Raw genomic sequence first — 19,908 nt, 5'->3', positions numbered from 1 at the left:
TATTAATTTTAAGTTTAATGAAAAAGTTATTTTAATTCGTTAATTTTCTTTCTATAGTAATTCTTGATAATATCAAAGAGACAATAAGTAATCTTGTTAACATTCCTGCTAGCAAACCAAAAGCTGCTCCTGTGAGACCAAAGTTTTTAGTAAAAACAACTGAACATACAAAAGTTACAATGAATGATAGTAAGTAAACATATAATTGGAATTTAAATTTACGTGTTGCCATAAGTGCCACATTTAAAAATCCTGTAAGATACCATATACTAGCAACAATCATAATTATAAAAAATATATCTGAATACTGAGCGAACTCGTTCGTATATAATATACTTAATATAAATTCACCAAGGAAATAAGCTAATAAAATTAAAGAACAACCAATTAAAATCCCAATAAAAATTAATAACCAAACAGATTTAATAAACATTTTTACATCCTCAATAAACTGCCTTGTTAAACTAGGCAGTGCTGCATGGGCTAATGCACCAATAACAGTCTGCCCTGACATCATTATAAAGGTTATTGAAGAATAAAAACCTACTTCTTCAATAGATAAATTAGCTTCAATAATAAATCTTTGACTGTTTATATTAAGGGAATCTAAAAAACTTGCAATACCTAATGGTATCCCCATAATTAATATTGTTAATGCCGTTTTTTTATCCTTTATTACAAAAAAAACATCCTTAACATTTAACCTCTGAACATTATTTTTATAAAGATTTTGTATATCAAATATTACTAAAATCAATAAATTGACCAACAACAACCCAAACAATGCCATTATTAAACTATCTGTAATCCATAAAATAATAGTAATACAAAATATATTTAGGAACCCTTTCAGGATTTGAGATAAAGAAATCAATTTCATATGTTCAATTTTTTGAAAGTAACCAAATGCCACATCACTTTGTGATTCTACAGCTTTAATTAAAGCAACTAATAAAATTATTAACGTTGTATTTATAGTATATTCAAATATTAATATCAAAATTATTACAATTAATAGAGCTAAACCAGATGTTATAAATCTAAAGGAAAAATAATAAGTAAAGTCTAATCCGTTTTTTTGGTCTGTAGCTTGCATTGACCTTAAATTAAGATTAAATAATAAAAATAATGGCGCAGTTAAACCTAAAGCGAGGGTATATTCTCCGACCATTTCCACATCACCAAATTTTGCCATGGTAGATATCATTAACCACTGTGAGAACCCAAAAACTATATTCCCGAAAAATATCCACACTGCGTTGCTTTTAAAATTATTCACAGATGGTTTTTTTTGCATAAGTTACACTCCATTAAACTATGGGCTATAGAACAAAATATCCTTTATTTGTATATTAATCCCTTTGATACCTATGAAAATAAGCGAAAAGATTCTTGAACATCATGTGCACTATTTGACATTTGCTTCCCATAGTTGAAAGCATTTTTAGATATTATTCTATAATCTTTTTCATCTAAATTAACACATGTTTGTATAGAATTAACAAATTCAACTTCATCTTTGAGATTAATATCCCACCCAATTTTAGTACTTTCTAGCTTTCTCCATGGCGTTTGATCACTTATAATGATTGGACATCCGCCGATTAATGCCTCTGATATTACATGACCGAAATTTTCCCCTAAGGTCGGAAATAAAAATATATGGTTTTGTTTAAAAGTTTTTATAACATCAGTATGGGTTACTATACCTTTGTAAGAAACCGCAATATTGTTTGGTAAATCCTTAATTATCTTTTGACACTCTGCCCAATACAATTTATCTTCTAAAGGACCGTATATACTAAATTCAACTTTTCCTTTAATATTTTTTAAAAATTCTATGGCCATTTTTAGATTTTTTTTGGGGTGAACCCTTGAAATAAATACTATTTTGAGTTCGCCTTTTTTCTTTTCAAGCGGCTTATCATATTCCATCTGTTTATAATTTGCTGTTAAATTGTTTGCAATTATTATTCTTTTATCCTTACCGATTATTTTTTGGATATCCTCTTTTTCTGTTTTAGCTGTCGCATGCCATATAACATTCTTATAAAGACTTAAAGCTTTTGTAAATTTAATATAAAATTCTTTCTTAGCTCTTTTTAAACTTAGTGCCCCCGAAGAGAATTGTCCTCTTGGCGCAATAATTACTGGCTTTCTAGATATTTTGTTAATTTTACGAAGCAACAATGGGACTGTAGTATATTTATATGAGAAAAAACTATTTAAATAAATTAAATCAAAATCAACACTATTAATAATATTTTTTGTTTTAACTAAAGATAGTTCTGAATTTCTTGTATAGTATACTTTTGAATTTCCCACTTGTATCCAACTATCAGTTTGTATGTTCGAATAAGGTTTTTCATCCCCTAAATCCCTATCAGAAGTTATAATATAAAAATCAATTTTATCAGAAAGGTTATCTACCAAATTTTTTATAGATTGTATTGGTCCTCCACCTTTAACACCAGGCACATAATAACCTGTCATTACCAACACTTTTTTTTTCAAACTATTTCCCCCAAACTAACCTATTTACATAATCTGTATACGACATAATGATTCTTAAAACTTTATCAGAAACATTCGGCATACTATAATCTCCTACTTTTCTCAAAGTAGTATTATTCTGCATCTCTAATACAGCTAAGCCTTGTAATATTCTATCTTTCTTAAGACCAACCATCATAACGGATGATTCCTCCATCGCCTCTGGTCTTTCATGAGCTTGTCTAATATTTAGCGCTTTAAACCCAAGAATAGAAGATTCTTCACTTATAGTTCCACTATCACTAAGTACAGCTTTTGCCTTTATCTGTAGTTTAACATAATCATTAAACCCTAAAGGCTTTATAGTTTTAATTAAAGTATTAAACTCTATTCCTTTATCTTCAATCATATTTCTTGTTCTAGGATGTGTGCTTATTATTACAGGCATCTCGTATTTTTCAGCAACTGCATTCAAACTATCTACCAAGTCTAAAAAATTATGTTCTGAATTAATATTTTCCTCTCTATGAGCAGATACTACAAAATATCCACCTTCAGCAAGTTCAAGCTCATCCAATATATTTGAATTTTCAATATCAGTTTTTTTGGAATTTAACACTTCAAACATCGGACTCCCAGTTTTTATAATTCGATCAGATGGAAAGCCTTCATCAAGAAGATATTCCCTTGCAATATCACTGTAAGTTAAATTGATATCTGCTGTGTGATCAACAATCTTTCGATTTGTTTCTTCAGGTACCCTTTGGTCAAAACATCTATTACCAGCTTCCATATGGAAGATTGGAATATGCCTTCTTTTAGCAGCAATAGCAGTTAAACAGCTATTAGTATCTCCTAGAACTAAGAAAGCATCTGGCTTTACTTCTTCAAAAATTGGGTCAATTTTAATTAAAATATTACCAATCGTTTCTATAGCTGTTCCTGTAGCTGCATTTAAAAAGAAGTCTGGTTTCTTTAAATTAAAATCCTTAAAGAAAACTTCGTTTAATTCATAATCATAATTTTGTCCTGTATGAACTAGTATATGTTCTATTGCGTTAGATTCTTCTAATTTATTGATAACAGCTGACAATCTGATAATTTCTGGTCTAGTACCAACAACTGTCATTACTTTTAATTTCTTCATCATTATACCTCCACGAAGTAAGTGTCTGGCTTTTCTGGATCAAAGCATTCATTTGCCCACATGACTGTTACTAAATCTTTTTTTCCAACATTTACAATGGAATGGGCATAGCCAGTTGGAATATCTACAACTTGTAGTTTCTCTCCACTTACCCAATATTCGATAATTTCTCTTGAATCTACTTTTCTAAAACGGATTAATCCTTCTCCACTAACCACTAAAAATTTTTCGTTTTTCGTATGATGCCAATGGTTCCCTTTTGTGATCCCTGGCTTTGATACATTTACCGAAACCTGGCCTCTTTCAGGCGTTCTAATAAACTCTGTAAAGGAACCCCTGTGATCATTATTCATTTTGAGATTATAGGCAAACTGATTCTCTGGTAAGAAACTTAGATAAGTACTGTAAAGTTTCTTTGTTAAAGTATCTTCCATATTAGGAACACTTAAGTTTGTTCTACTATCGTTGAAACTTTTTATTAGATTAGCAAGTTCTCCGAGTTTAACAGTATGTACCACAGGTACAACGCAGAATTTATCTTGCATAGTAGGTTTTCCCTCTAGAGTTCTCAAAAACTCTTCTAAAACATCATCTATATAACATAAGCGAAGCTCTGCTTCGGGATTGTTAATTTGAACATCTAGGTTTCTAGCAATATTGTGACAAAACGTAGCTACCACAGTGTTATAGTTCGGTTTACTCCATTTACCAAATAGGTTGGGTAATCTGTATACATAAACATCTACATCTGTATCTTTTTGGTAGGCAAATAGTGAGTCCTCTCCAGCTTTTTTACTTCTACCATAAGGGCTATCTTTCTGAGCTTGGATAGAAGAAGTAATCAGGACTGGAGCCTTATTTTCATTTTCCTTGAGGAACTCTAATAAGGCAGAGGTTAATCCAAAGTTACCTTCCATAAATTCACTTTCCTCGTCAGGTCTGTTAATCCCAGCCAAATGAAAGACAAATTCACACTCTTTTGTATACTTGTCTAGTAATACTAGGTCCATTTCTCTTGTAAATTCAAAAATTTCGTTGTATCCCCTATTTTTCAATTCGGCAACAAGATTTTTGCCTACAAAACCATTTGCCCCTGTCACAAGAATCTTCATTAATCGATACCACCTTTAATTCATTACTTGAACTTTCTCATTCCAATCATTTAGTTCCTTATTTACGTATTCTAACTCAAGTAATTTTTCTTTAATTTGATCAATAGTCAGAATTTGAGTGTTATTTGAATTATATTCTTCTACATTAGTAAGTTTTTGATTCCCTTCTGCAAAATACTTATCATAATTAAGATCTCTCTGATCGGCCGGTACTCTATAAAAACCACCTAAATCCTCTGCTGCTACGTATTCCTCTCTAGTAAGGAGAGTTTCAAAACGTTTCTCCCCATGACGAGTACCAATTACTTTAATTTCATTATCGACATTAAACAATTCCTTCACTGCTTGAGCAAGGTCTCCAATTGTACTGGCCGGAGATTTTTGAATCATAATGTCTCCTGCTTCAGCATTTTGAAATGCAAAAACAACTAGTTCAACTGCCTCCTCTAAATTCATAAGAAACCTAGTCATATCCGGATCCGTTACTGTTAATGGTTGCCCATTTTTAATTTGTTCAATAAATAGTGGAATGACTGAACCACGAGAAGCCATAACGTTTCCATATCTAGTACCACAAATTAGAGTTCTCTCTGAATCAACAGTTTTTGATTTTGCAACAAATACTTTTTCCATCATTGCTTTAGAAATACCCATCGCATTTATGGGGTACGCGGCTTTATCTGTAGAAAGACAAATAACCTTTCTAACTCCATAATCAATAGCAGCTGTCACCACATTTTCAGTACCAACAACATTAGTTTTCACAGCTTCCATTGGAAAAAACTCACATGAAGGAACTTGTTTTAAGGCAGCTGCATGAAAGATATAATCAACTCCGTGCATTGCATTTTTAACACTAGCTAGGTCTCTAACATCCCCAAGATAGAATTTTAATTTATTATTTTTATAAAGTTTTCTCATATCATCTTGTTTTTTCTCATCGCGCGAAAATATACGAATCTCTTTTATATCAGTATTTAAGAATCTTTTCATAACTGCATTGCCAAAGGAACCAGTACCACCAGTTATTAGTAGTGTTTTACCATTGAACATTTTTAATCCTCCAGTTTATCTCTCTTTTCATAGGCATTTATAATCCGCTCATAGGAAATTCTTGTATCAAAATTTTTTTCCAGATATTCTCTGGCTAACTCACCTTTTTTTTGTGCTAATTCTGGATTAGAGGTTATTTTATCAATCATGGTCTGATAGCCTTTAACATCATTACTTTCACACCACCATCCAAACTCCCCGTTTAAAATAACGTCTCGTACATCGGTATTTCTATCTGTAGCAGCAAAGATAGGCATTCTGTGATTCATGTAATCAAGTAATCTAGATGGAAAATTAGGGATTGTAAATCGATGATCAAGAAAAATTAACCCTACGTCACATGCATTAAGTAGTTTTCCATAATCATCCTTACATAAACTATCGATAATAGTAACATGAGATTTATTAACATTCTGAGCATAGTCCTTAATTTTACAAAAATCTGTACCTGAACCACACATTACGAAATGCAGATTAGTATTTCCTGAATTGCTATTTAATACATTAATAATATATTCAACATCTTGAGGTTTTCCGAAATTGCCACCATATACAAATATCATTTTATCTTGCGGAAGTTTAAATTTATCCCTCAACTTACTCTTGTTAATATTTTCAGAACAATCTAAAGGATTAATAGTATTTGGACAAACTTCCACTTTTTTTCTATTTATATAATCATTATTACTTAATAAAAATTTAACATTTGCCTCTGACATACATCCTATAAAATCTGAAACTTGATATAGTTTCTTTTCTTTCATGAAGAAGTATCTAGTAAGAACTCCTTTCCATCCCGTTTCTTGAAGCATACCTATATCCAAAGCATTCTGTGGAAAAATATCTTTCAGCATAAGGTAAGAAAAAGAATTATCGCGTTTTTTTAGGTATGAAACAGTGTTAGCAATCGTTATTGGAGGAGTTGAATACAGTACCAAGTCAAATTTTATATCTTTAAAGAACTTTTCTATTGCCTTCTTAAATTGGGAACCAATGAGTATTGTAGAAATACCCTTTTCTATTATATTTGTCTTAGTGATATTTCCAGTCTGCACTCGAAGTACTTTTATCCCATGTTCTATTTTCATTTCTGTGGCTAATCCAGAACGTCTTTCACGCTGGCAAACAACATGTACTGAATGACCATTATCTCGAAAATATCTTAGTAAATCTGGATAAACAGCATTTTCTCCTAAATCCGTTAAACCACCAATTGAAAGAAAAATTACGTTCATTACTAATTTTCACCCTATCCTGACTCTCTATTTTCCTTCGCTCTAACTTCTATATACCGGAAAAAATGTCGCATTAGCATCAAATTCTTCTTCTTGATTACGCATTTCTACTAATTCTTTATATTTCTTTTCATTAAAAACTTTTTTTCCAATATAAAAATCATAGATTCCATTTGGTGCAAAGCCTTTTTTATACTTGAAAATACCATCTTCAGCCCCATAACCGCCACCAAGAATAAATCTCTTAAGGCCTTTTTCTTTTGCCCATTTAATAATTTCATATTTCAAGAAATTATTCGCACTTAAATGAAAATAGTTACGATCTGTTCCACCTAGAAATGAATAACAATTTTCAGTTCCATACAACACAAGCTCTGTAGAGATGATTTTTCCCTCATATAATACATGTATATATACATAATTATCTTCTAGCTTATTAAGCGTTTCAAAAAACTCTTTAGGGAAATAATAGTTTTCCATTGCGTTTGCACGTTCCATAGTTCCATAGTATATACTAAGAAAATCATTTAACTTAGATCCATCAGTATCTATTTCCACATCCAATTGAGCTCTTCTAGCTTTCTTAATGCTTTTTCTAACTTTATGCTCAAAGTCCATAAACATATCATCAAGGGACATATCAAGACTGCGAATTATGTTCTTTGTTGGAGTTTGAGTTACACCGTTATAAAAGGACTGAGAATCTCTGATTAAATGGAATCTAATAAATTCACTCACAAATCCATTTTCTGTACAAAAGTCATTATATGCTTTGTTAACCGTTGAATAATCTTCACCCTCGTACAAGAAACCTCCATAACCATAGGGTGTGGATAAATCAAACCAAGTGTTTAAAGGCAACTTATTTTTAAATTGAACTGATTTTGCTATATCACGTTTCATTACTACGTTTATTGCTCTTGTCCTATCATCATTGTAATAAAACAAAAGAGGCAGACCGTCACCATTTAATTGAAATGCTTTTACATAATCACTTAAATAATTCACATCATAAAATTCAAAACTTTTTACAATATTATCCCATTTTTCTTGTTCATGTATGTTAATTATTGAAAGCATAAATTCTAAAAAACATCCTCTCTCGAATATGACTATACACTTGTTTCCTTACAATATTTAACAAGCAATTTGATCATATCCTTATATTTATCTTTATTAACATCTTGATGTACTGGCAAATTCATAATGCACTTCGAAAGATCTATACTATTCTGATATTCAGAGTTCTTTAGGGGTTCAATTAATGTGTGATATAGACTAACAACGCCATATCCAGCTTTATTCATTAGTTCATATATTTTATCTCTATTTCCTTTTTTAATAACAATTGGATATGTTTGAGGAATATTGCCCTTCATTAAGCATTCTTTTAATGGAGTAAAGTATTCACTCACTTCTCTATTACGAATAATAGTGTCTAATATTTCGTAATTTTCTTTTCTTACTTCCGCTATATTCTTCACATCATAATACCAGGGGTTATATTCAACATCAGCTAGACTACTCCCACTATATTCCAATGATTTAAGTCTATTATTTTTTACTATTAAGCTTCCCCCATTTTTGAATGGGAACATTTTATGCAGTGAAAAGAATGTTGCATCTGAATAATTACCATCTATGAATTGGTATGTGAAAAAACCATGTGCGTTATCTTCAATTAGCCAACCAGATTCTTTTTTGACCGTATCGGCAACCTCTTTAATCCGTAAATCAATAAATCCAAAGTAATTTACTGCTAATACGGCAAACCTATCGGTACCTATGTCCTCTATTCTTTTAGTAAGGTCTTTTAAATCTATATTTAAATCAGGTGTCATCTTGTAATAATGGACAGATAAACCTTCTAGTTTGTTAATTGGATCAAATATTCCACTACCTTCTCTAGGAGACCAACCAATGTAGCCCGGTAAAAATAACACCTCAATTAGATTGTTATTTTTCATACTATTTAAAAGATCAAACATCCCTTCCCGAGCACTGTCATAATAATACTCCTGTATTTTTCGATTCTCTTTTTTCAAAGCGATTTTATCAATTATCATTACAATCACCTAGTTCCTTTTCAAGCTGAACACGTATAATTGAGTAGCCATTTGCTTCATAAAATTTTAATGTTTTCTCATTTTCAAATGTTGTCATTAAGTCGATTCTTTTGATATTTACACCAATAGAATATTCCTCAAGATATTTTAATAACCTTGAACCAATACCTCCGGACCTTACTTCTGAATTCACAACTATATGTCCGATGTGCATCCTTCTATCACTAAGAATTTCTCTAGTGTAAGCCCAAAGAAAACCTATTATTTTTTCATTTTCAAAAGCTCCAATTAGAACAGCGGAATCATCCTTTTTAAAACGAAGCATATCATTAAAGGTATTTATTGCATCCTTGGTTAAATTACTCATAGAAGGGAAGTTTATTTTAAAATTTTCCTCTAATAAGTCAATTAAAGACTCTCTATTTTTATTCAAATCTTCTTCACTAATTAACCTGACCTCTATCTTTCTAGTTTCCAAATACATGGTCAAATTCCTCTTTCCTCTCTACGTCTAAATCTTTCATAATATGTTCTGACCCAACCAAAATATCTTTTCTTTGAAAAACGACTAGAATTGTATTAATTAAGATTTTGATATCTAGCATGAAAGATAGATTATGTACATATTCAACATCCTTTTTAAATCGCTCATCCCAATTGAGAGCATTTCTTCCATTTATTTGAGCTAATCCAGTAATTCCTGGTCGAACTTTGCTTCTTAACCTCTCATCTTTACGATAATACGGCAAATATCTAGCTAACAAAGGTCTTGGTCCTATAAATGACATGTCCCCTTTAAGTATGTTAAAAAGTTCAGGTAACTCATCAAGTGATGTAGATCTCAAAAACTTACCAAATTTAGTTAAGCGTTCACTATCAGGTAATACCTTGCCATTTCTATCTTTTTTATCAGTCATTGTCCTAAATTTATACATCATAAAATTTTTTTCATTAAGACCGGGTCTTTGTTGTTTAAAAAGAACCGGACTGCCAAGTTTCGTTCTTATAAGGATTGCAACCATTAAAAATACAGGACTTAAAACCATAATTGCAATCAAAGAAAGAATGAAATCCATCGGTCTTTTTATAAACCTTCTATAATTGCCTCCTTTATAATGGTTCATTATCTCATCCACAACTCCTTTATGACCGTGCAGACTCTTTCCAAGTCTTCATCCGTCATCTTCGTATCAGAAGGCAAACATATCCCGTTCTCAAAAAGTTTCTCTGAAACATCAGTTCCAATAAAATCATACTTTTCAAAGAACGGTTGTATATGCATTGGCTTCCAAACAGGTCTTGATTCAATATTTTTTCTTTCTAGGGCCTCCATAATATCAATTGGTTCAATATTTCCATTTAGAAGTATTGAACTTAACCAAAAATTAGGTTCGTTCCAATCATTATTTGGCATAAACTCCACTCCGTTAAGTTCACTCAGCTCTCTTTTATAGAACTCAAAAATATACCTTTTCTTTTCTACTCTTTGATCTAACACCTTAAGCTGTCCTCTACCAATTCCAGCAACTACATTACTCATACGATAATTAAATCCTAATTCGCTATGTTGATAATGTCTTGCTTTATCCCTTGATTGAGTAGCCCAGAATCTAGACTTGGCAATACGTTCCTCATTGTCTGATACAAGCATCCCACCACCAGATGTAGTAATAATCTTGTTCCCGTTAAAAGAGAAAATGCCATAATCTCCGAAGGTCCCAGTATGCTTGCCTTTATAATAAGTACCTAATGATTCAGCGGCATCCTCTATAACAGCTGCATTATGTTTATGACAAATCTCCATAATCTTATCCATATCAGCGGATAGACCATAAAGATGAACAACTATTACAGCCTTAACCTCAGGATACTTTTCAAAAGCTTCTTCTAATGCTTTCGGACTCATGTTCCAAGTTTCAAAATCACTATCAATGAAAACAGGATTTGCATTCTGATAGATAATCGGATTAGCCGTTGCAGAGAAGGTAAGTGTTGGACAAAAAACAATATCTCCCTCTTTTACTCCTGCTGCTTTTAATGCCAAATGGATGCAAGCCGTACCAGAAGATAATGCCGCAGCTGCTTTGGAACCAACCTTTTGAGCTAATTCTCTTTCAAACTGATTCACATTTTCCCCTAAAGGTGCTATCCAATTGGTATCAAAGGCTTCTTGAACATATTTCCTTTCATAACCTTCATCACTCATATGAGGTGAAGAAAGAAAGATTCTTTCTTTCACTTTTATCGATCCCATCTCAAGAATCCCTCCTATCAAATTTACTAAACCTAGCATTTACTTGCGTTACAAACCTATCAGGTATACTCACTATGAATATTCATTCTTTGCCAAAATTCACTCTATATTCTATTGAAGCTATCTTAACCTCACTAAAAAAACCTTAAAAACCCTTGTCAAGAAAGATTTTACAATCTTAAGATTTCTGAAATATTGGCTAGTAACCTCTTTGTTTGAAAACAATAACTGACAATCTGAATTGTGGTCTATGAATAGACTTAGTATTATTCTTAATAATTCTTAACTACCAATTACCAACGACTGCTTCTCACTAAACTTCGTATTAGCAATCTCCAAAAGCGTATTCTTCATCTCCACCAAATCCTTATCAAGAAGTGTCTCAATTACTTGATACAACTCCCGTTTCCCCATCGGCTCGGCCTTCCCAATAAAGATTTTCGGAAACACCTGCCCTTTCTGAACTTCATTCTCATTAAGAAGCTCTTCATACATCTTCTCACCAGGCCTTAAGCCAGAGAACTGTATTCCAATTTCATCTACCGAATAGCCTGAAAGAGTGATTAGATTTTTAGCCAAATCAGCGATTTTTACTGGTTCACCCATATCAAGGACAAATATTTCTCCCCCACGAGCCAAAGCACCGGCCTGGATCACAAGCCTCGAAGCTTCCGGGATCGTCATAAAATATCTCGTAATATCAGGATGTGTAACCGTTATAGGACCGCCAGCTTGAATCTGTTTCTTAAATAATGGAATAACACTGCCACGGCTTCCCAGTACATTCCCAAAACGTACTGCAACAAACCTTGTTTTGCTTTCTTTTGCCAAATTCTGAATAATCATTTCAGCAAAGCGCTTCGTTGCCCCCATTACATTAGGAGGATTTACTGCCTTGTCAGTGGATATCATCACAAATGTGCCAATACCAAATGTATCTGCACCTTCTGCGACATTTCGAGTACCAAGAATATTATTCTTAACAGCTTCTCTCGGATTATATTCCATCATCGGCACATGTTTATGCGCTGCCGCATGGTAAACAACATCTGGTTTGTATTCATCCATCACATCAAAAATCCGATTTCGATCCTGTATATCTGCAATAATCGGAACTATCTCAATAGATTTACCATATTGTTTTCTTAATTCCATATCGATTAAATAAATGCTGTTTTCTCCATGCCCCAGCAACAGGAGTTTACCTGGAGTAAATTTGCATATTTGACGGCATATTTCAGAACCAATTGATCCTCCCGCACCTGTAACTAGAATAGTTTTTCCTTCCACATATTCAGAAATACTACTAATATCCAATTGAATTGGTTCACGGCCCAATAAATCCTCAACCTCTACATCTCTAAACTGCGTGACTGAGACATTGCCTGACATAATCTCTTCAATCATTGGCATAATCTGAACCTTCGCCATCGTTTTCGAGCACTCTTCATAAATCCGCTTTATTTCACTCTTCGATAGAGAAGGAATTGCAATAATGATGACTTCAACCTCATGTAAGGCAACAGCCATTGAGATATCTGATGTCCCTCCTACTACCGGTAACCCATGAATTTGGAGTCTTTGTTTATATGGATCGTCGTCAATGAAAGCTATAGGTACTAAATCAGTATCTACCTTTTGAAGCAGCTGTCTAGCTACCATCGTTCCTGCTGCACCGGCTCCGATAATTAACGTATGTTTCTTTGCAAGATCATTCGTGCCTATATAACGGCCCCTGAATACTCTCCAAGAAAAACGTGAACCGCCAATCAACAAGATATGGAGCATCCAGGTTATCCCTAATGCCCGTATATAAATATCCTGGAAAATAATCATTTGAATGATAGCTGTTGTTACAATCGTTAACGTAACAGCTTGGGCAATCGCAACTAATTCTCGGATACTCGCATATTCCCATGCCTTGTTATAAAGTTTATAAATAAATGCATATACATGATGACTGATTAACAATGCCAGAGAGGTTATTAATAAGGTTTCCATTTTGAAAATATCCAAATACGGGTGGAGGACAAGGTAACTGCAATAAATAGCCGTTAGCACGATAATGGAGTCTACTAGTATCAATGTGGTCAACCTTTTAATGTATGTCACGTTCAAACCTCTCCTCTAAAAAAGACCGCTACGTGTCCGGTCTATCTCCAATTAGTTTATTTTTTTATCACTTTTAATTTTTCTTCCATAAAGCATAATAAATCATTACGCAAGGATTCATCCTGAAGTGCAAATTCAATTGAGGTTTCAATGAAGCCTAATTTTTCCCCCACATCATATCGTTTTCCTTCAAAATCATAGGCAAATACTCGTTGGATTTCATTCAGCTTTTGAATCGCATCTGTCAGCTGAATCTCTCCGCCTGCCCCTATGTTTTGCTCACCAAGGAATGTAAAAATTTCCGGACGTAAAATATAACGACCCATAATAGCTAAATCAGAAGGAGCTGTTCCTTTTTTCGGCTTTTCCACAAATCTCTTCACCTGATAGCGGTGTCCGTTTTGTTCCATCGGTTCAATAATGCCGTATCGATGGGTTTCTTCCATCGGGACATGTTGCACACCTATAATAGAAGAAAATGTTTTTTCATATTCATCCATCAATTGACGAAGGCAAGGCTTGTCCGCTTGGACAATGTCATCACCGAGTAAGACAGCAAATGGTTCATCTCCAATAAAATTACGAGCACACCAGATTGCATGGCCCAGTCCTTTCGGTTCTTTTTGACGGATATAATGGATATCAACCTTGGAAGGAGCCTGTACTTTTTCGAGAAGATCAAACTTGCCCTTTTCCATCAAGTTATTCTCTAAATCATACGCATGATCGAAATGGTCCTCGATGGATCTCTTCCCTTTACCGGTTACGATAATGATATCTTCTATCCCAGACTCGATTGCTTCTTCAACGATATATTGAATCGTCGGCTTATCTACAATTGGCAGCATTTCCTTCGGCATTGCTTTTGTAGCCGGCAGGAATCGCGTTCCGAGTCCAGCAGCGGGAATAATTGCTTTTCTAACTTTTTGCAAGGTATAGCCTCCTTTTCACAACTACCATATATAACGAATCATAAATTTTACATTTTCAGGGAAAATAATTAGGTATAAATTCTCAATTATCAAAAAACAATTAAAAATTATTAGACAATTACAATTACTATGTTTCATAATCAATATTAGGGGTAATTAATCGCACGTTTTTTATAGCTATTTTTAATTTTTTATACACACTTATAATCAATTCACATGAATTTAAAAAAACATGGGCATCTAACCCACCCTCACACCATCCTACTGATGACTTGCATCTAAGGAAGCTTTTCTACCTCCCACAGCACGGCCGAGTGTCTCCCTTGATAAAGGTTAGGAGGCATCACCTACTTGGGTTCATCATTAAAATAGCCCTAAAAACTTACGCTGTCTGACTGGCTGTGGCATTTCTCTCATGATTGTCTGCCCGCTAATGAGTAACTCTGCATTTTCTTCAAAATAATAGATTTGATCCACTCCGAATTGTTTTTCTATTTCATCCAATGCTTCATTCATCCAGAACTGTCTGGTTGAGACATTATGTGCATCTGATGCAACGAAATGAATCAGGTTTGAGGACAGTAAATCCATCGATACTTTCTTGATTTTCTTGCCAAACTTACCAGCGATACTGCCACATGTAAGCTGTGTACTGACACCTTTTTGGACAAATTCATAGAGGAGATTTGGATTTTCAACAATGGCCATATTCCGTTCCGGGTGTACCAGTATTGGATTAATACCTTTTTGTTGAAGTTCAAAAAATAATGTACTTGCATACCTTGGTATATGATTTGAAGGAAATTCAATCAAGAGATAAGAGGAATGGTTTACTGTTTGAATCAAACCCTGCTCCAGATCCTCGAGCAATTCACCGTACACCCTGACCTCTTGGCCTGGGAGAACCTTTAATGGAATTTGGTTTTTCTCCAAATGTTCATTTAATTGATCAATCTCGGGTAATAGGTTTGTTCTCGCATTCTCGTATGCACCATTTTTATGATGTGGGGTTGCGATGATTGTGTTGATTCCTTCGCTGACAGCGAGCCTTGCCATGTCCATTGAATCTTTTAAACTCTGTGCGCCATCATCTACACCTGGCAAGATATGACTATGTATGTCAATCATTTTGTAAAGCAACCCCTTCTTGTATAATTATTCCAATCAATGAATCTATCTTACTAACATTTACTGTAAAAGTCTAGCAACTTACCTATTTTTTACCATAATAATAGTACGTATTATCCTTCATTTTTCTGTTATTAAGAACGGCACCCAGGATTTTAGTACCGGTATTTAGTAAAAGTTCTTTCGTCTTGACAGCATCTTCCACCTGCGTCCGTCCGCTGCTCACTACGAGTACGACTCCCTGGCAAATATTCGCAATGATTTGTGCATCTGTAACGGCTGTGATCGGCGGGGTATCAACGATGATGATGTCAAAGTCTTCCTTCGTCTGATTAATCAATTCATTCATCGATTTTGATGATAATAACTCAGCAGGATTTGGCGGAAGCGGTCCGCTTGTTAACACATGTAGACCCAAAGGCTCTACAATCTGGATTGCTTTACCTAACTCTATTTGTCTCGTCAATACACTTGTTAATCCCACGTTGTTCGTAAACGAGAACGTATAATGCGAAGAAGGTTTACGCAGATCGGCATCTATGAATAATGTCCTTTTCCCCTGTTGGGCAAACACTACGGCGATATTAGCAGCTGTTGTTGATTTTCCTTCAGTGGGACCAGAAGATGTAATCATAATCGTTTGCATCTCTTCATCTATAAAGGAATATTGGATATTAGTCCTTAATGTACGGAACTGCTCCGAAATCGGTGATTTTGGTTCCAAATAGGTAACGAGCTTTCGCTGATTGCTGTTTCCAAACTGTCTGCTCTTCTTACGCGCCATGTTGCTCACCTCTTCCTGCTCGTTTCGTCCTTGCATATCCTTCCATTTGCACATTGCTTTCTTCAATTACACCAATGACACCAATCACCGGTAAATCCAGAATTCGTTCGATATCCTGCTCCGTCTTAATCGTGTTATCTAAATACTCCATTAAGAAGGAAATTCCCACACCAATCATTAATCCAACAACCATGGCAATCGCGATATTGAGAAGTGGCTGCGGTTTAATCGGTGAAGCATTCTCTGGTACCGTTGCTTTCGCAAGGATGCTTACATTGTCTACATTCATAATATCGACGATTTCTTCTTTGAAGATTTCTGCTGTCGTATTAGCTATTTTTGCAGCCATGTGCGGATCTTCATCCGTGACTGATAAATTAACCACCTGAGAATTTTGTTCACTTGCTACCGTGATTTTATCTGTGAGCTGGTTTGTAGAAAGGTTCAAATCCAATTCCTGAATCACCTTATCTAATATCGCCGAACTTTTAATGATCACATTGTATGTTTCGATGAGTTGTAGATTCGTTTGAACCTCATTGTAGTTATATGCGGCTTCTTCACCCTTCGCTTGATTAACAAGCAGCTGTGTAGAAGATTGATAGATTGGAGTTAAAATAAAAAAGCTGGATACTCCGCTTATTAACACTGCCAAAACGGTAATCATGATAATGAACCATGCACGTTTTTTTAAGGTTTCAAACAAATCTTTCAAACTAATAGTTTCTTCCATTTCATCCTCCGTTTAACATAATATTAAGTATTATACAACAAATTCGGAAAATTTCATCAGTTTTTTTGGAAATTTTATTTAATTCTTTCTAATAAAATGTAATATATACATATAAAGTGAAATTATTTGTCGACTCGGAGGAAGAAAAATGAAATATATTACCATGCTTTTACTTACAATATTCACCGTCCTTGTTCTAGTTTTCGGGCAAACCTACTGGAGCAACCAAATTGAGCAAACAGTTGCCACGGAAAATGAAAAAGAGCAAGCTGAACCAAAAAAAGAGGAGAAGACCTCTTCACCTTTTGAGAATGTTAAAGAGGATGACCTGAAGAGCGCTCTCGAAAAAGCGATCAGCAAGCATGAAAAAGCTAATATTTTGATAGCCGGATCGAAAGCATTGGGAGATCAAAAAAGCGGGTTAGGGTTAACAATCAGTCAAGAGTTGCAAAGGTCATTTGAGTCGGATGTTACTGTATCATTCATAGATTTCAACGGCACATCAACTCAATTAATAGAAGAAGGCTTAATCAGTAATTATCAGGATGCCAAGCCTGATGTTCTTATTCTAGAAGCTCTGACTCTAGCTGATAATGGCAATGTTGAAGTGGAGGATAACCACGATAATATTTCTACTATCATTGAAGAATTACAATCGATCAATGAGGATCTTTCCGTGATTCTTATGCCTACTCATCCTATCCCAAATGGTCCCATCTATTCAACACAAGTAGACGCCCTAAAGGAATTCGCAGCGGAGGAGCACTATACATATATTGATCATTGGCAGGCTTGGCCAGATGAAGCTGAATTAATGGATTATCTGAAATCAGATAAAAGTGCTCCAAACGAAAAAGGGATTGAGATTTGGAGTAAAGAGGTCTTGATATTATTTGGGATATAATAAGAAGCTCTGAAGAATAGATATGGTACCTTCGATTTTATATTAATTAAACTTATAGAGTTGCCAATAATTGAAGACGAGAATCTCCTAAGCACCCATTTTTGGGTGTTTCTTGTTTTGAGTCTAACCGATTATGTTATCAACAAAATCTACAGTTCATTCATCCTTTCTCCTCACATTTCAGGAGATACTGCACGTTTAAAAGATAAAAAACACTATTTTCATCCTATTTTTTTACATTCTTTAACAAACCTCTTTAAATTTATTTCATTCATCCGATGAAAAGAAAAGAATAAATAAAAAAGAGGTGAAAGAACTTTTGGGAAAATATTTTATTAAAGCTGCCAGTTTGCTGATTTTGCTATCATTTATCATTTCTCTGTTACCAGAGAAAGCAGATGCCGCTAGCTTTACATCTAAAGTCAACGCTGATGTCCTAAATGTCCGCTCCAAGGCAACTACCAAATCCTCTGTCATCGGAAAAATCAAAAAAGGAAAAGTGGTCACAGTTCAATCTGAGCAAAATAACTGGAGCAAAATTACATACGATAAGAAGACCGGCTGGGTAATGAGCAAATATCTTACATATTCCAATTGGACAGGCTATGCAAAAGCAAATAACCTATCCATTAAGAAAACGGCCTCTTCCTCTGCCAAATCTCTTGCGACTATTAAAGTAGGGACAGCCGTTACAGTAAAAGGGCAAAAGGGAAGCTGGGTTAACGTCTATTATTCCAGTAAAAAGGTGACTGGATGGGTATCTGCTTCAAGTCTAACCAAAACAAATCCCGAAAACGTTAACGCGAATCTTGGAACTTACTATGTCACGGCTACCAGCTTGAATGTACGTGCAACAGCGAGCACAAAAGCAAAGGTTATTACAACTATGAAGAAAAACGCCTCTCTTACGCTTCAGCAAAAAAGTGGATCTTGGGGGAAAATTAAAACCTCCAGTGGTAAAGTTGGGTGGGTTTCCCTAACCTATATTTCCACTAAAAAATCGATTGCGAATCTTGGTACCTATTATGTGACGGCTAGCAGCTTGACTGTTCGCGAGAAAGTTAGTACAAAATCCAAGGCCATCACTACAGTAAAGAAAAATGCTGCCCTTACTCTTCAACAGAAGAGTGGATCTTGGGGGAAAGTAAAAACTTCTAACGGTAAAGTTGGGTGGGTATCCCTGACTTATATCTCTATTAAAAAACCGGTTGCGAATCTTGGTACCTATTATGTGACAGCCACTAGCTTGAATGTTCGTGAGAAAGCCAACACTAAAGCTAAGGTCATCACAACAGTAAAGAAAAACGCTTCGGTGACTCTTCAGCAGAAAAGCGGTACTTGGGGGAAAGTGAAGACTTCAAACAGTAAAGTCGGCTGGGTAAGTCTCTCTTATCTTTCTACTAAAAAACCGGCTGTGAACCTAGGAACCTATTATGTTACAGCTAGCAGTTTGAATGTACGCGAGAAGGCGAATACTTCTTCCAAAGTCATCACGACTGTGAAGAAAAACGCTGCCCTTACTCTTCAGCAAAAAAGCGGTACCTGGGGAAAAGTGAAAACATCTAACGGTAGTATCGGCTGGGTTGCTATGAAACATATTTCAACTAAAAAACCGGTTAATACGAAAACACCACAGCCAGTATCAAATAAAACGGAGTACCTGGTTACCAACGCCAACACTTCTCTATATCAGAATGCTGACTCAAAATCTACCGTATTGGCTTCAGTTGTAAAAAACTCTAGTGTGATGAAACTGAATACAAATGGTAGCTTTACACAGGTAAAACTAACATACGGCCAGATTGGTTGGATTACCAGCAAAACACTGATTGTTTCCAAAAGTGTGAGGGGGAAAGTCATCGTTATTGATCCAGGGCATGGCGGATCAGATTCGGGAGCTATTGGGGTAAAGCTAAAAACGAAGGAAAAGAATATGCTATACACCGTGAATTGAT

Annotated in this window: 18 protein-coding genes; 2 read left to right on the top strand and 16 right to left on the bottom strand. The window is 34.6% G+C overall.

Annotated elements, in window-relative coordinates:
• Positions 1–31: 31 nt before the first annotated feature.
• The 16 genes from A8L44_RS11195 to A8L44_RS11120 form a co-directional block, all read right to left on the bottom strand.
• Entirely contained in the window at positions 32–1,297 is a 1,266-nt protein-coding gene (locus A8L44_RS11195; RefSeq protein WP_066105830.1) for a lipopolysaccharide biosynthesis protein, read from the bottom strand.
• A 71-nt stretch (positions 1,298–1,368) separates the two neighbouring features.
• Positions 1,369–2,514, bottom strand: coding sequence for a glycosyltransferase family 4 protein (locus A8L44_RS11190; RefSeq protein ID WP_077248096.1), 1,146 nt, complete (start codon positions 2,512–2,514; stop codon positions 1,369–1,371).
• A gap of 1 nt (position 2,515) precedes the next feature.
• Positions 2,516–3,640, bottom strand: a complete 1,125-nt coding sequence (gene wecB, locus A8L44_RS11185; protein WP_066105827.1) for a non-hydrolyzing UDP-N-acetylglucosamine 2-epimerase — start codon at positions 3,638–3,640, stop codon at positions 2,516–2,518.
• Positions 3,641–3,642: 2 nt separating this feature from the next.
• The gene (locus A8L44_RS11180; protein WP_066105824.1) at positions 3,643–4,752 is read right to left on the bottom strand and encodes a capsular polysaccharide biosynthesis protein CapF; all 1,110 of its coding nucleotides are present in this window, start codon (positions 4,750–4,752) and stop codon (positions 3,643–3,645) included.
• Positions 4,753–4,767: 15 nt separating this feature from the next.
• Positions 4,768–5,805, bottom strand: coding sequence for a polysaccharide biosynthesis protein (locus A8L44_RS11175; RefSeq protein ID WP_066105821.1), 1,038 nt, complete (start codon positions 5,803–5,805; stop codon positions 4,768–4,770).
• 2 nt (positions 5,806–5,807) lie between these two features.
• Positions 5,808–7,040, bottom strand: a complete 1,233-nt coding sequence (locus A8L44_RS11170) for a glycosyltransferase family 4 protein (protein WP_066105818.1) — start codon at positions 7,038–7,040, stop codon at positions 5,808–5,810.
• Positions 7,041–7,082: 42 nt separating this feature from the next.
• On the bottom strand, positions 7,083–8,120 hold the full coding sequence (locus A8L44_RS11165; protein ID WP_066105812.1) for a GNAT family N-acetyltransferase: 1,038 nt from the start codon (positions 8,118–8,120) through the stop codon (positions 7,083–7,085).
• 32 nt (positions 8,121–8,152) lie between these two features.
• Positions 8,153–9,106, bottom strand: coding sequence for a DegT/DnrJ/EryC1/StrS aminotransferase family protein (locus A8L44_RS11160; RefSeq protein ID WP_066105809.1), 954 nt, complete (start codon positions 9,104–9,106; stop codon positions 8,153–8,155).
• Complete coding sequence (locus tag A8L44_RS11155; protein WP_066105806.1) at positions 9,096–9,590, bottom strand: GNAT family N-acetyltransferase; 495 nt, start codon at positions 9,588–9,590, stop codon at positions 9,096–9,098. Before A8L44_RS11155 ends, A8L44_RS11160 begins: the two co-directional genes overlap by 11 nt.
• Positions 9,574–10,230, bottom strand: coding sequence for a sugar transferase (locus tag A8L44_RS11150; RefSeq protein WP_066105803.1), 657 nt, complete (start codon positions 10,228–10,230; stop codon positions 9,574–9,576). The genes A8L44_RS11155 and A8L44_RS11150 overlap by 17 nt, the downstream gene beginning before the upstream one ends.
• On the bottom strand, positions 10,230–11,345 hold the full coding sequence (locus A8L44_RS11145; RefSeq protein ID WP_066106827.1) for a DegT/DnrJ/EryC1/StrS family aminotransferase: 1,116 nt from the start codon (positions 11,343–11,345) through the stop codon (positions 10,230–10,232). The genes A8L44_RS11150 and A8L44_RS11145 overlap by 1 nt, the downstream gene beginning before the upstream one ends.
• Before the next feature lie 297 nt (positions 11,346–11,642).
• On the bottom strand, positions 11,643–13,472 hold the full coding sequence (locus A8L44_RS11140) for a polysaccharide biosynthesis protein (RefSeq protein WP_066105800.1): 1,830 nt from the start codon (positions 13,470–13,472) through the stop codon (positions 11,643–11,645).
• 56 nt (positions 13,473–13,528) lie between these two features.
• A complete protein-coding gene (galU, locus tag A8L44_RS11135; protein ID WP_066105797.1) occupies positions 13,529–14,404 on the bottom strand; it encodes a UTP--glucose-1-phosphate uridylyltransferase GalU in 876 nt (291 codons plus the stop codon).
• 363 nt (positions 14,405–14,767) lie between these two features.
• Positions 14,768–15,532 (bottom strand): tyrosine-protein phosphatase, encoded by a 765-nt coding sequence (locus A8L44_RS11130; protein ID WP_066105794.1) that lies wholly within the window; start codon positions 15,530–15,532, stop codon positions 14,768–14,770.
• Between the two features lie 85 nt (positions 15,533–15,617).
• Positions 15,618–16,316, bottom strand: coding sequence for a CpsD/CapB family tyrosine-protein kinase (locus A8L44_RS11125; RefSeq protein WP_066105791.1), 699 nt, complete (start codon positions 16,314–16,316; stop codon positions 15,618–15,620).
• Positions 16,306–17,049, bottom strand: a complete 744-nt coding sequence (locus tag A8L44_RS11120; RefSeq protein WP_066105789.1) for a YveK family protein — start codon at positions 17,047–17,049, stop codon at positions 16,306–16,308. Before A8L44_RS11120 ends, A8L44_RS11125 begins: the two co-directional genes overlap by 11 nt.
• A gap of 148 nt (positions 17,050–17,197) precedes the next feature.
• Here A8L44_RS11120 and A8L44_RS11115 point away from each other — a divergent pair, with 148 nt between their 5' ends.
• Together A8L44_RS11115 and A8L44_RS11110 are read left to right on the top strand one after the other, a co-directional pair.
• On the top strand, positions 17,198–17,953 hold the full coding sequence (locus A8L44_RS11115; protein WP_066105787.1) for an SGNH/GDSL hydrolase family protein: 756 nt from the start codon (positions 17,198–17,200) through the stop codon (positions 17,951–17,953).
• 319 nt (positions 17,954–18,272) lie between these two features.
• Positions 18,273–19,907 (top strand): SH3 domain-containing protein, encoded by a 1,635-nt coding sequence (locus A8L44_RS11110; protein ID WP_066105784.1) that lies wholly within the window; start codon positions 18,273–18,275, stop codon positions 19,905–19,907.
• The last annotated feature ends 1 nt before the right edge of the window (position 19,908 follow it).

The organism is Bacillus sp. FJAT-27986 (assembly GCF_001685035.1).
GTDB lineage: Bacteria > Bacillota > Bacilli > Bacillales > Pradoshiaceae > Pradoshia.
The sequence above is the reverse complement of the archived record's forward strand: the minus strand, read 5'-3'. Positions and strand labels throughout refer to the sequence as shown.